This window comes from Acinetobacter sp. 1294596, assembly GCF_000582925.1.
Lineage (GTDB): Bacteria > Pseudomonadota > Gammaproteobacteria > Pseudomonadales > Moraxellaceae > Acinetobacter > Acinetobacter radioresistens.
In genome coordinates, this window is sequence record NZ_JFCC01000018.1 from 16029 (window position 1) to 29776 (window position 13748).

At 42.7% G+C, this 13748-nt stretch carries 13 protein-coding genes and 1 pseudogene; 8 read left to right on the plus strand and 6 right to left on the minus strand.

Annotated features, from left to right (window positions below):
- The first annotated feature begins 18 nt into the window (after positions 1 to 18).
- The gene (locus J502_RS08350) at positions 19 to 1092 is read left to right on the plus strand and encodes a phospholipase A (RefSeq protein WP_034672309.1); all 1074 of its coding nucleotides are present in this window, start codon (positions 19 to 21) and stop codon (positions 1090 to 1092) included.
- 43 nt (positions 1093 to 1135) lie between these two features.
- Here J502_RS08350 and J502_RS08355 read toward each other — a convergent pair whose 3' ends face one another.
- The 3 genes from J502_RS08355 to ilvA all read right to left on the minus strand — a co-directional run bounded on the left by J502_RS08355 (position 1136) and on the right by ilvA (position 4919).
- Positions 1136 to 2482, minus strand: coding sequence for a TrkH family potassium uptake protein (locus J502_RS08355; protein ID WP_005014643.1), 1347 nt, complete (start codon positions 2480 to 2482; stop codon positions 1136 to 1138).
- A gap of 1 nt (position 2483) precedes the next feature.
- On the minus strand, positions 2484 to 3134 hold the full coding sequence (locus J502_RS08360) for a potassium channel family protein (protein WP_005014642.1): 651 nt from the start codon (positions 3132 to 3134) through the stop codon (positions 2484 to 2486).
- 246 nt (positions 3135 to 3380) lie between these two features.
- Positions 3381 to 4919 (minus strand): threonine ammonia-lyase, biosynthetic, encoded by a 1539-nt coding sequence (ilvA, locus tag J502_RS08365; RefSeq protein WP_034683800.1) that lies wholly within the window; start codon positions 4917 to 4919, stop codon positions 3381 to 3383.
- Positions 4920 to 5024: 105 nt separating this feature from the next.
- Here ilvA and rpiA point away from each other — a divergent pair, with 105 nt between their 5' ends.
- The 7 genes from rpiA to J502_RS08400 all read left to right on the plus strand — a co-directional run bounded on the left by rpiA (position 5025) and on the right by J502_RS08400 (position 11457).
- A complete protein-coding gene (gene rpiA, locus J502_RS08370) occupies positions 5025 to 5696 on the plus strand; it encodes a ribose-5-phosphate isomerase RpiA (protein ID WP_005014640.1) in 672 nt (223 codons plus the stop codon).
- Positions 5696 to 6370, plus strand: a complete 675-nt coding sequence (locus tag J502_RS08375) for a M48 family metallopeptidase (protein WP_034683802.1) — start codon at positions 5696 to 5698, stop codon at positions 6368 to 6370. Before rpiA ends, J502_RS08375 begins: the two co-directional genes overlap by 1 nt.
- Before the next feature lie 80 nt (positions 6371 to 6450).
- Positions 6451 to 7506, plus strand: coding sequence for an N-acetyl-gamma-glutamyl-phosphate reductase (argC, locus tag J502_RS08380; RefSeq protein WP_171053870.1), 1056 nt, complete (start codon positions 6451 to 6453; stop codon positions 7504 to 7506).
- Between the two features lie 76 nt (positions 7507 to 7582).
- The gene (locus tag J502_RS08385) at positions 7583 to 8332 is read left to right on the plus strand and encodes a DUF6776 family protein (RefSeq protein ID WP_005404179.1); all 750 of its coding nucleotides are present in this window, start codon (positions 7583 to 7585) and stop codon (positions 8330 to 8332) included.
- Positions 8333 to 8348: 16 nt separating this feature from the next.
- On the plus strand, positions 8349 to 8762 hold the full coding sequence (gene clpS / locus J502_RS08390) for an ATP-dependent Clp protease adapter ClpS (RefSeq protein ID WP_034683804.1): 414 nt from the start codon (positions 8349 to 8351) through the stop codon (positions 8760 to 8762).
- A gap of 9 nt (positions 8763 to 8771) precedes the next feature.
- The gene (gene clpA, locus J502_RS08395) at positions 8772 to 11048 is read left to right on the plus strand and encodes an ATP-dependent Clp protease ATP-binding subunit ClpA (RefSeq protein ID WP_034683805.1); all 2277 of its coding nucleotides are present in this window, start codon (positions 8772 to 8774) and stop codon (positions 11046 to 11048) included.
- Between the two features lie 55 nt (positions 11049 to 11103).
- Positions 11104 to 11457, plus strand: coding sequence for a YnfA family protein (locus J502_RS08400; protein WP_005014632.1), 354 nt, complete (start codon positions 11104 to 11106; stop codon positions 11455 to 11457).
- Between the two features lie 35 nt (positions 11458 to 11492).
- Here the strand turns inward: J502_RS08400 and J502_RS08405 are convergent, their stop codons facing one another.
- The 3 genes and pseudogenes from J502_RS08405 to J502_RS08415 form a co-directional block, all read right to left on the minus strand.
- Positions 11493 to 11960 carry a hypothetical protein gene (locus J502_RS08405; protein ID WP_005014630.1) on the minus strand — a complete coding sequence of 156 codons (468 nt, stop codon included), beginning with the start codon at positions 11958 to 11960 and terminating at the stop codon, positions 11493 to 11495.
- Positions 11961 to 12054: 94 nt separating this feature from the next.
- Positions 12055 to 12975: an ornithine carbamoyltransferase gene (gene argF / locus J502_RS08410; RefSeq protein ID WP_005014629.1), complete on the minus strand. Its 921-nt coding sequence runs from the start codon at positions 12973 to 12975 to the stop codon at positions 12055 to 12057.
- Between the two features lie 103 nt (positions 12976 to 13078).
- A pseudogene (locus J502_RS08415) lies at positions 13079 to 13720 on the minus strand (TetR/AcrR family transcriptional regulator).
- Between the last annotated feature and the right edge of the window lie 28 nt (positions 13721 to 13748).

Here is a 13748-nt window from a genome sequence, read left to right on the forward strand (position 1 = left end):
TGAAAACTGGAGAATAAAATGTCGTTCAAAGCCTTTGAACGGCCCTCACTTCAGCTGGGTATCCTTGCGATACTTGGCGTGGTGGTGGTGTCTACAAGCCATGCGGAAGATCCTGCGGCGGCTAAACCTGCGAGTGCACAAGCGTGTGTAGGACTTGCTTCCAATGCAGATCGTCTGGCCTGTTATGATGCATTGTTTGTGGTACCCGAAGCAGAAAAACCCTTAGTGGTGGCTCAACGCAAAGCAGTAGAAGATCCGAAAATTGATCCGAATGTTTCATTGCTGGACCGCCGTTGGGAGCTTTCTCCAGAAAGCAAGCTCGGTACATGGAATATTCGTGCGCCCCAGCCAGTCTATTTGCTGCCAGCTTATTGGACCAGCGATAAAAATGAAACACCTTCGAGTCCAAATCCTGAAAATACAGTCTCTGCAGAAGATGCACAGGACCTTAAGTCAATTGAAGCCAAGTTCCAGATTTCCTTTAAAACCAAAGCGGCAGAAAATATATTTGGTGATAATGGCGACCTATGGTTAGGTTATACCCAGTCGTCACGCTGGCAGGTATATAACGAAGATGAATCCCGTCCGTTTCGGGAAACTAATTATGAGCCTGAAGTCAGCCTGATGTTCCGCACGAATTATAATTTGCTAGGTTTAAACGGCCGGTTACTGGGTTTGACTTTTAATCACCAGTCTAACGGCCGTGCAGATCCTTTATCGCGTAGCTGGAATCGTATCATTATGAATGTCGGGCTTGAGCATGAAAATTTTGCTCTTATGCTGCGGCCTTGGTACCGTATTGAGGAAAATGCAAGTGATGACAACAATGCAGATATTGATGACTATATCGGCCGTGGAGATTTAACGGCCTTCTATCGCTGGAAAGATCACGATTTCTCTTTGATGTTGCGGCACTCTCTAAAAGGAGGCGATGACTCACATGGTGCTGCCCAATTTGACTGGGCATTCCCGATTAGCGGCAAATTGCGTGGACATTTTCAATTGTTTGATGGTTATGGCGAGAGCTTGATTGATTATAATCACCGTGCTACCTATGTGGGTCTGGGTGTTTCACTCATGAACTGGTACTAGAGCCCTACTGTAAAAAACCACTCTCAAGAGTGGTTTTTTTAATTTAACCGATCTGGATATCGGTTGGCGGGTGCTTAAGCCGGCTCTTCTTTGGAGTTGCAATCAGATATGCTAATGTTAAAGGACCAAGCCGTCCGGCATACATCAGGAAAATAAGGATCATTAAGCTGCCAGGACTCAGTTCACTGGTAATCCCGCGCGATAAACCTACAGTACATGCAGCAGAGACAATTTCGAATAGCAGATCCAAAAAGTTTTGCCGGGGTTCCAGCAGAAGAATCAGGAAAAATCCTCCAAAGATTAAAATGCAGGTAATCATGGCGACGGCCAGTGCCTTCACTGTGGTTTCCTGTGAGATTGAATGGTTAAAAGCACGGACTTCCTCATTACGGCGCAAGAAAGAAATTACGCTGAGCAGTAAGACTACAAATGTACCTACTTTAATACCCCCCGCCGTGCTGAGAGAGCCACCTCCAATAAACATCAATAACATCACCACTAACGTCGAAGTACTCGTCATTGAACCTGTATCAATGGTATTTAGGCCAGAGGAACGTGGCGCAGTGGCCTGAAACCAAGCATGTACAGCCTGTTCACCCAGATTTAGCTGACCGAGCGTCTGATAATTGGTTGCTTCTAACATCCAGATCACTATAAAAGCCAACAGATTGATAATGGCAATGGAACTCAATACCAACTTGCTGTTGGCGCTAAGTTTGCTCCAGCTTTTGGAGCGTTTTATATCCATGAGTACAATAAAACCGATTCCCCCAATGATATAGAGCAGGCTAATAACCAAGTAAACCAGATATTGCCCTTCAAAGCTCATCAGGCTATCGCCAAAAATAGAAAAACCGGCATTGTTAAATGAAGAAATACTGTAAAAAATTGCATAATGCAGGCTAGTTGGAAAGCCGTATTCAGGCGTAAATAATACCGTTAATATGACTGTGCCGATGAGCTCAAAAAATAAAGTATAGAAAAAAACGCCTTTGGCTACAAAAGTGACCTTAGACAGATTGGTTTGTCCGGTAGCAGTTTGTGCCATCATCTGCTGTCTGAGACGTACTTTAGGAGAAAGGCTCAGTGCTGCCAGAATGGCAAAGGTCATAAAACCTAGGCCCCCGCTCTGAATAAGGAGCAAGAGTACTGTCTGGCCAAAACCTGTTAGAGAGTCATGAACACTGATGGTGGATAAACCAGTAATCGTGACTGCCGATGTAGCAGTAAATAATGCATCCATCCAGCTCAAATGGCCGTGGTGAGAGATAGGCAGGCGCAACAACAGGGTTCCAACCAGAATGAAACTTAAAAATCCTAAAGCCAGAAGTGTAGGAGGGCTCAGGTTAACAGTTCGTTGTGTGAGATGTCTAAAATTAGGAAAATGCATATTAGAGAAAACGCATTGAAAGTCTTTGGAGCTGCTCCAGAGAGCCTTCTATGATTAAAATATCTCCATACTTTAAAGTGAAATCTGGAGCAGGCTCATAAAAAATTTCTTTGCCGCGCTTTAAAAGCAGCAGATGAACTTTTGCGACCTGGTTAATCAGGCCAAACAGATGCACACCTTCAAGTTTATTTTCAATATTGATCCGAACTATAAAATGATCATCCTCAAGTGCCATGTAACGGCTGACCATAGGATAATTTAAAGCTTGGGCGACCCTGACCCCCATATCTTCTTCAGGGTGAATGATCTTGTCGATGCCTAAATGACTCAGAATCATATGATGTGCCTTGGTCTTGGCTTTCACCCAGATCTTGTTTACCCCCATGTTTTTCAGGTGTAGAACACATAAAATACTGGCTTCAATATCCTCACCAATTGCCACTACGACAGCATCACAATCCTGAATATTAAGCTCTTCGAGCACATGTTCATCAGTCGCATCGGCAATCACTGCATGTGATAACTGGTCACCAATATTTTCAACGTGACGTTTAACCAGATCTATACCAATCACGTCATGCTTGAGGCGGGTAAGTTCGGTAGCGACAGTAGCTCCAAAGCTACCCAGACCAATTACGGTAAATAAAGCCATTCAGAAAACCTGCTATCTTTCTTCTAAAGTCTGCACTGTAAAGAGTACAAAGCTTAATCTATTATACAGCGTGATAATATCACTTTAGTTTTAATTATTTTGAGGTTGCTGTGTTACAAAAAATACAGGGTATTACCTTAATAAAAAAGAAAATTTTAAAGTGTTTTAAAACCCCAAACGGATAGGTTTAAATAAAATGATATAAAATAAAAAACCGGCTCTAGGCCGGTTTCTATTTACCAGAAACTATTTAAGAAAACGCTTATAGCCAATATTATGAGTTATTTCTTCATACGGATAAGTGATTGTTTTCAAGGTTTCAATTATTCCATCCGGATTCTGCTTGGCATCTGTCGCTTCCATACCCACCAGAACCCGTCCTTCAGCTGCGCCATGGTTGCGGTAGTGGAACAGGGTAATATTATGAGTCGGGCCAAGGCGTTCAAGGAACGTCAGCAGGGCACCTGGACGTTCCGGAAACTCTACCCGGAACAGGCGCTCATTTTCAATATTGGCATGGCCACCAATCAAATAGCGGATGTGCAGCTTGGCAACTTCATCATAGGACAGGTCATCCACCTCGTAACTTTCTTTTAGCAGGTTATGGATTTCATGGCGTTCTGCTTCACCACCTTTTAAACTGATGCCCACAAAAACCTGTGCCGAGTCACTTTCACTGGCGCGGTAGTTAAATTCAGTAATATTACGACCTTGCAGGGTCCGGCAAAATTGTAAAAAGGCACCTTTCTGCTCAGGAATGGTTACAGCATAGATTGCTTCACGACGTTCACCCAGTTCTGTACGTTCAGCGATATAGCGTAATCGGTCAAAGTTCATGTTTGCACCGCAAACAATAGACACAATATTTTTACCAGTCAGTTTATGCTGTTCAATATACTTTTTAATACCTGCCAATGCCATTGCACCAGAAGGTTCGACAATACTGCGGTTTTCATCAAATGTTTCTTTAATTGCTGCACAAATTTCGTCTGTATTTACCAGAACAACCTCAGGCTCAACAATCGGGCCCGAATTATCAGATTTCTGCAAGCGGATTACTTCAAAAGGCTTTTCACCAATCTGTGCTACTGCTGTACCATCTGCAAACAGGCCTACCGATGGCAAAATTACACGCTCACCAGATTCTAGGGCTGCCTTTAAACAGGCTGATTCATCATATTCGACAGGAATCACTTTTACATGTGGCGCAACATCACCTAAATAGGCAGCTATACCTGCTATCAGGCCACCGCCACCTACTGCAACAAATACATATTCTACATCACGCCACTGGCGCAAAATTTCATTGGCGATGGTCCCTTGTCCGGCCATAACCAGTTCATCGTCATAAGGCGGGATAAAAGTCATACCTTCTTCTGATGCACGTTGAATTGCATATTTGTTGGCAATATCAAAAGAATCGCCGTGTAGAACCACTTCACCACCAAGGCGTTTTACAGCCTGAATTTTAATATCTGGTGTGGTTTTTGGCATAACAATAATGGCACGAATTCCCAGTTTCTTTCCAGACAGGGCAACACCTTGGGCATGGTTACCTGCTGAAGCTGTAATTACGCCACGTTCTAGCTGAGTTTTGGGTAATTGGCTAATGCGGTTATAAGCACCGCGCAGCTTAAATGAAAAAACTGGCTGTAAGTCTTCACGTTTAAAGCGAATATTGTTGTTTAGTTTTTCACTAATTCGTGGCGCTGCTTCGAGTGGGGTTTCGATTGCAACATCATAAACCGTTGCTTGTAAAATTTGTCGAACCAAACGAGACAGCATGTTAATCTTCCATCTAACAGTTTAAAATAGGGGCTTATTGTAACAAACCCCTGTACATTTGCGCCGTTTAATTGGCCAATTTGCTAAAAATAGTTGAGTGAAGTCATGAGTCTGTATACCACCCAAGATGAAAAAAAACAGGCAGCTGCCAAAGCGGCGCTAAAACATTTGCCTCGAGGCGGTATTTTGGGCGTAGGCACAGGGAGCACGGTTAATTTCCTGATCGAGTTATTGCCAGAGCTGCAACTTGAAGCAGCAGTGGCCAGTTCTAATGCAACAGCAGAGCGACTGAAAAAACTGGGCATTGAAGTGGTTGACATGAACCATGTTGGCGGTTTGGATGCCTACGTCGATGGTGCAGATGAAATCGACCGTCATATGCATATGATTAAAGGGGGCGGTGCAGCACTGACTCGTGAAAAGATTGTTGCTTCAATTGCTAAGAAATTTGTTTGTATTGTAGATGACTCGAAGTGGGTAGAACAGCTGGGCCGTGATTTTCCTTTGCCTGTAGAAGTCATTCCTATGGCACGTTCTGCGGTAGCACGTAAACTGGTAAGTCTGGGCGGCGATCCGGTATATCGTGAAGGGGTGATTACAGATAATGGTAATGTGATTCTGGATGTCTATAATCTGAATATCTTGAATGCACTCGAACTTGAAAAAACCATCAATAATATTCCGGGAGTAGTAACCAACGGTATATTTGCGATCAACAAAGCTGATATTGCAATTGTGGCTACCAATAATGGCATTGAAGAACGTACAGCCATTTAATGCAGCAGGCTGAATTACCTGAAATCAGAATTGTTCGGCATGCAACAGCAAAACGCTTGCGCTTGCGTGTCGAACCACAAGGGGTGCGGCTCACTGTACCTCTGCGTTGTACTAAGAAACAGATAGAACAGTTTTTATCTCAGGCAGAGAACTGGTTATTAGAGACATGGCATAAACAGCAGAGCCAGATACCAGATCTGTTTTCTATTCCAGAGTCTATAAAATTTTTTAATTGCCCTGCCGAGCTTGCAATAAAGCAATGTGCGCAAAAAAACTCTTTTATTTTAAATATAGAGCAGCAGATTCTTATTAATCAGAATCACCCTGAACATAGCTTAAAAGCCTGTGTAATAGATCAGGCAAAGCAGCTTCTACCTGATTATCTCGAATCCATAAGTCAGGAAATTGGGTTGCCTTATAAAACATGCAGTATTCGCCAGCCCAAGACCCGTTGGGGGAGTTGCAGCAGCGTACATGATATTATGCTGCATGCAGGCGCGATATTAATGCCAGAGCAACTGGTGCGCTACCTGTGTATTCATGAACTGGCACATACCCGGCATTTTAATCATAGTCCTCTGTTTTGGGCAGAAGTGGCGCGGCATGATCCAGATTATCTGGTGCACCGTCAGCAGCTTAAGAGTTATAAGTTACCTGGCTGGTGGTATGTATAGACTGTGATCCGATGCAGTTGCACATTGTAGAAAATGAGATGAACTGCCATACTAGCCGGGTTTAGGTAAACCTTGAGGAAATAAGAGTGATTTCTGTCGGAATTGTGGGTGGTACAGGTTATACAGGCGTTGAATTGCTACGTCTTTTATTACGGCATCCCGATGTTCAAGTCAGTGTACTCACCTCACGTACAGAAGCAGGCAAGCGTGTAGATGACATGTTCCCAAGTCTGCGCGGCCATACCGATCTTCAGTTTTCAGATCTGGATATGAATGTCCTGAAACATTGTGATGTGGTGTTTTTTGCTACACCGCACGGTGTTGCCATGAAGCACGCTGCCGAGCTGGTTGCTGCTAATACCAAAGTGATTGATCTGGCAGCTGACTTCCGTTTACAGAACTTGCAGCAGTTCGAGAAATGGTATGGTCTGGAACATAGCTGTCCGGATATATTGACTGAATCAGTTTACGGTTTAACCGAACTTAACCGTGAAAAAATCAAGCAGGCTAAGGTAGTAGGAAATCCGGGCTGTTATCCAACTACGGTTCAACTTGGTCTGGCGCCACTATTTAAATCTGAACAAGAGCTGGTTAAACCAGCCAGTATTATTATTGATGCTAAGTCTGGCGTTTCAGGGGCGGGTCGTAAAGCCAGTCTTGGCATGATTTACAGCGAAAATGCCGATAATTTTAAAGCTTATGGTGTTGCCGGTCACCGTCATCATCCAGAGATAGTAGAGGCGTTAGAGAACATTTCTGGCCAGAGCGGTGTATTTGACCAGATTCTGTTTATTCCACATCTGGTACCGATGATTCGCGGTATGTTCAGTACTATTTATGTTGATTTAACTGAACAGGGACAAAATACTGATCTACAGTCACTTTATGAAATCTTTTATGCCGATGAACAGTTTGTTGATGTAATGCCATCCAGTAGCTCACCTGAAACTCGTAGTGTACGTGGTGCCAACCAGTTACGTATTGCCCTGTATAAGCCACAGCCAACAAAACTGGTTATTTTAGTGGTTCAGGACAATCTTGTTAAAGGTGCAGCGGGTCAAGCGGTACAAAATATGAACCTAATGTTTGGTTTTGCTGAAAATGCTGGTCTGACCGGTATTGGCTTATTACCATAAAAAACGCTTTTGAACTTCACACATATTTATTTTTAGATTTAAATGTGTGCTTTGAAAAAATTTTTGTATTTTAGAGATGACGATGCAAAACACAGAACCTAATACCACGTCACATAAAGTGAAGAAGCCATTTTTGCAAACCAATATACCATTGGTTATGGGAGGAGCACTTCTGACATTAGGAAGCCTGGCATTAGGATATTCAGTTGGCCATCGTCAAGGCTTGTCAGTGGTCGGTTATGATGCAGATGCCGAGCAACTGGTTGAAGTGGTCCAGAAGCAGAAAACTGCTCTAAATGCCTTAAACAAGAGCTTGAATGCAGCAATTCAGGAGCGCGATGTGGCGGTAAGCAATTCTAACGATTTGTATACTGCATTAAATGAAGCCCGTGCCAAGCAGTCTCAGGTTGAGGGTATGAGCCTGATCTATCGTGAAGTACTACGTGACCGTGGTGGCCTGAGTCTGACTATACAAAATTTGGGAATTAAACCGCTTCCTGAAAATGCTTATGAGTACCAGCTTGATCTGGTACAGGTCAGCCCCAATAAACGTCGTGCTTCAGGTTCGGTTGAGCTGCGCCTGATTCAGGGCACAGAGGTGCTGGTTGTACCTCTTGAAGACAATAAATTTAATTTCGAAGACTTTGAGCGTCTGACCGGGCGCTGGACTATGCCAAAAGGCTTTACACCTCAATTTATTGAGGTCCGTTTAACTGGAGCAGGCACGCCAGTCATCAAGCGTTTCAGCTGGCAACGTGGAAAACCTGTTGAAAATTCATCAGCATTTATTTCTGAAATTCCTCAAGCAGAAGCAAATGCACAGTAAGTGAAATAAAGATTGTATGCGAGCTACTAAGCGTAAAATAACCTTAAACGAAGTGAAAGCCTCTTTTTGTCAGACCGGCCTAGTTGATTGGCATCTTAATCCACGCTTAAGCGATTCGCAAAATGATGAAGCTGATGGAGAAATTGCAGTTAAACCTGCACCTCCGCAGTTAAAAAAACCACCCCTGTATGCCGTTGTTTTACTAAATGATGACTACACCCCAATGGACTTTGTAATTGAAATTTTACAACAATACTTTGCATTAAATCTTGACCAGGCAACTCAAGTAATGCTAACAGTACATTATGAAGGAAAAGGGGTTGCTGGCATCTATCCGCGAGATATTGCGGAGACCAAGGCAAACCAAGTAAACAATTATGCTCGGTCGCAAGGTCATCCATTACTTTGCCAAATTGAGCCAAAATATTAAGGGGGTCGCATGCTCAGTCGTCAACTCGAAGTATCCTTACGTTTGGCTGTAAGCATGGCTCGACAAAAGAGACATGAGTTCCTAACGGTTGAACACCTATTGCTGGCTTTGCTGGACAATGATTCTGCAGTCAATGCGTTAAAAGCATGCGGTGCAGATATCGTTTTACTGCGTAAAGAGCTAGAAGAATATGTAGAACAACATACCCCTAAACTTGGTGAAAACAGTGACCAGGCACCACATCCGACAGAAAGCTTTGACCGGATTCTGCAACGTGCTATTTTTCATGTACAGTCCAGTGGCGGTGACCGTAATGTAGAAGGTGCCGATGTTTTGGTTGCAATGTACTCTGAGCGGGATTCCTTTGCAGTCTATTTGCTCAAGCGTCATCAGATTAACCGTTTGACCCTGACTCAATATCTTTCGCATGGTACTCGAAAAGACGAAGTACATATGGAAGAAGAAGCTGAAGATATTGAAGGCGAGGCTACCAGTTCTGCCAATGCAGGGCCGCTGGAACTCTATACTACAAATCTGAATATTGAAGCTCAAAAAGGTAAAACTGATCCACTGATTGGTCGTGAAAAAGAAATCGAGCGTGCCGCACAAATTTTATGTCGTCGCCGTAAAAATAACCCGCTTCTGGTGGGTGATCCAGGTGTGGGAAAAACTTCAATTGCTGAAGGTCTTGCATGGCTGATCGTCAATAACAAGGCGCCTAAGCCGCTGGCGAATGCTGAAATTTACAGTCTGGATATTGGTGCGCTAGTCGCAGGCACCAAATACCGTGGAGACTTTGAAAAGCGTTTAAAACAGCTGTTAAATGCCCTGAAGAAAAAACCGGAAGCTGTGTTATTCATTGATGAAATTCATATGATTATTGGTGCTGGCTCTAGCATGGGCAGCACGATGGATGCATCAAACCTGATTAAGCCAGCGCTGGCAAATGGTACTTTACGTTGTATTGGTTCAACCACGTTCCAAGAATACCGTCAAGTATTTGAAAAAGATCATGCCTTATCACGTCGATTCCAGAAAATTGATGTAAACGAACCGACAATTTCAGAAAGTATAGATATTCTACGTGGCTTAAAACCTAAATTCGAAGACTTTCATCATGTAGAGTATGAAGATAGTGCCTTGGTTGCTGCGGTAGAGCTATCATCCAAGTTTATTAATGACCGCTTTCTGCCAGACAAGGCAATTGACGTAATTGATGAAGCGGGGGCACAGCGGAGATTAAAAGCTGATGCAGACAATACCCTGATTACAGTTGAAAATATTGAAGATATTATTTCAAAAATTGCCCGTATTCCACCCAAAACTGTCTCTAAAGATGATAAAACAGTACTGAGTCATTTAGAGCGTGATCTAAAACGTGTTGTTTTTGGACAGGATGAAGCAATTACTGCACTGGCTTCAGCAATCAAGCTATCGCGGGCCGGCCTTAAGTCGCCAGATAAGCCGGTTGGCAGTTTTGTATTCGCAGGACCAACAGGTGTTGGTAAAACTGAAGTGACCAAACAGCTGGCAAAAATTTTAGGGCTTGAGCTGGTACGCTTTGATATGTCCGAATATATGGAGCGTCATACGGTTTCACGTCTGATAGGTGCTCCTCCTGGTTATGTTGGTTATGATCAGGGTGGTCTGCTGACTGATGCAATCCATAAAAATCCGCACTGTGTATTGCTTCTGGATGAAATTGAAAAAGCTCATCCGGATGTATTCAACCTGTTATTACAAGTGATGGATCATGGGTCACTGACAGACAATAATGGCCGTAAATCAGATTTTCGCAATGTGATCCTGGTTATGACTACGAATATCGGTGCAGAAAGTATCTCGCGTACTAGTATTGGTTTCGTAGAGCAGGACAACAGTAATGATAATCAGGAAGCAATGAAGAAAGCGTTCTCACCAGAGTTCCGTAATCGTCTGGATGGCGTAATTCAATTTAAGCCATTACCAACTACGATTATCGAATCTGTAGTAGACAAGTTCCTGACAGAACTGCAAGCACAATTGGATGAGAAAAAAGTTGTGCTGGAAGTGGATCAGAGTGCGCGTGAATGGTTAACAGAACAGGGTTATGACCGTCTGATGGGTGCACGTCCAATGCAGCGCTTGATTCAGGAACATCTGAAAAAACCGCTTGCAGAAATGATCCTGTTTGGTGAGCTGGCTGAACATGGCGGTAACGTTGCGGTATCCGTGAAAAAAGAAAATGGACAGGCTGTTGGACTGAAACTGGAAGTCTTTGAAGACCAGACAGCTGAACCTGCTTAAGCTCTATTTAAAGCTATAACCCGTGTTTCGACACGGGTTATTTTTTGGAAATTTTATGGACTTACAGTTTACCAAGATTTTAACAACTTTCTTTTTATTCTTTATGACAGCGTTGGCTGAAATTCTTGGCTGTTATTTTCCCTATCTGATATTAAAAGACGGTAAGTCAGCCTGGTTGTGGCTACCCGCAATAATCAGTCTGGCAATTTTTGTATGGTTGCTGACTTTACATCCGGCAGCCTCAGGACGAATTTATGCAGCCTATGGCGGAATTTACATATTCACAGCGCTCTTATGGTTACGCTGGGTTGACCAGGTCATACTGACGCGCTGGGATCTGTTAGGCGGAGCAATTGTGCTTTTGGGTGCAAGTATTATCATTTTACAGCCTCAAGGGTGGCTACGTTAAAGCACCTATAGTAATTTGCCCCTTGAGTCTTTATTTTAAAACTTGCATTGGGTATTTTTCATTTTAATCTGATATCGTCCATAGTCAGAATTAAGTGTCATGTTTAATTCATATGGGTTAACGCGCTGAAACTCATGTTCAAAAAAGTGCGAACAGTTGTTGATGACTCCTTTTCTAAATAATTGTTCTACTTTATTTTGTCCTACAGACTGGGCAAACTGCCTAAAATCAGGTGTAACAATTAGTCCCTGTACCTCTATATGATCTGCATAGCTCATGACCTGTTCAAGTACAGTATTTTCATCGACCTGATAAGGTAGAACACGTGAATTTTCTTCACTCAAAGCTTGTAGCACATCATTCAGACGGTTTTTATCAGTAATCTTATAATCGGAGCTTATAATGCGCTCTTGTATTAAGTACTGATCTAGACTGGTGGGCTGTGCGTATAGAGTAAAACTAGACAATAGGGCAGAAAGGAAAAGAGTCGTTTTAATCAGCATTATAAAATCACATATAAATATTATAGTTTTTATTATATGAAGATCAAGGCTTAAAAAAGCACCCGAGGATGCTTTTAATACAAAAAGATACTTATTAAGACTGTTTCATATTTTCATTGAGCAGGAACTCTACCAATGCTTTTTGAGCATGCAGACGATTTTCGGCTTCATCCCATACTACTGCATTTTTATGATCCAGCATGTTCTCTGAAATCTCTTCACCGCGGTGAGCAGGTAAACAGTGCATAAACAGACAGTCCGGATGTGCAAGTCCCATCAATTTTTCATTTACTTGAAACTGTGCAAACGCCTGTTCACGGTGTTTCTGTTCTTCTTCCTGCCCCATGCTGGCCCAGACATCTGTTACGATCAAATCGGCATTGACGGCAGCATCTTCTGCATTGTTAAAGACTTCAACACAATGTGCAAATTCGGTAAGAAATTCTTCTTTAGGTTCATAACCTGCTGGAGATGCAATCTTGAGTTTAAAGCCCATCATATGTGCAGCTTCAATATAGGAGTTACACATATTATTGCCATCACCGATCCACGCTACAGTTTTGCCTTCAATCGAACCACGATGCTCGATATAGGTTTGCAGGTCTGCTAGTAACTGACAAGGATGATGATCATCGGTTAAGCCATTAATTACTGGAACTTTGGAGTAAGAAGCAAACCGTTCGACAATGTCATGACCAAAAGTACGGATCATGACAATATCGAGCATACTTGAGATTACACGGGCTGAGTCTTCAATAGGCTCACCTCGGCCAAGCTGGGTATCACGTGAAGACAGAAAAATTGCATCGCCACCAAACTGGCTCATACCGGCTTCAAAAGAGATACGGGTACGGGTGCTTGATTTTTCAAAGATCATTCCCAATACTTTACCAACAAAGGGTTGATAGACTTCATTGTTGTGCTGCATGCGCTTGAGTTCGCTGGCGCGTTCCAGGATGCGGTTGAGTTCCAGACTTGATAAGTCGCGTAAAGTAAGAAAATGCCGTAGAGTCATGTTTGCTCCACAATAATTGCTGTATAAAACAACAATTAGTTGCTTGCTGTTAGTGGAAAGGAAACGAATTAATATACTATAAGAGAATCAAAATGCAAAAGAACTAAGCCTTTTGATGGCCTTTTAAGAATAAATCTACACAGTAATGAATATATTCCATCATTTCCTGATGATCTTCAGCAGGTGCAAGGCCCATCAGGATCCGCCATTCAAAATTTCTCAAAATTCCAAAAAACATCATCGCAGAATAATTAGGATTAGGACAAACCAGTTTACCTTGCTGATGGCCTTTATCTAAAGCGACCGCAATACACTGCTGGATATGTTGTGGGCCTTAAGTATGTAAATAGAGTGCCAGCTCAGGGTTACGCTGAGCCTGTTCAATCACCAGACGCATAAATGCCATATTTTCAGGCTGTATCAAGTGTTGATAGAAATTGATGAGTGTATGCGCAAGATAGTGACGTAACTCGCTAATATGAAAGTCGAAAGGAATACAAATATCTTTAAAAAATAATTCCCGGCGATAGTCACAAATCGCTGTAAACAAACCTTCCTTATTACCAAAATATTTATAAATTGATGCTTTTGAACCTCCGGCATGTTGGACAATATCATCAAGCGATACCGCATCATAACCCTTATCAAGAAACAGCTCATTCGCACTAAGCAACAAAGCCATTCGGCGTTCCTGTCCTCGACGGGTTTGCGGTTTTTCGCAATCAGTAGATGCAAGATGGACCAATGAATGATACCTACAAAGAAACAGTAAG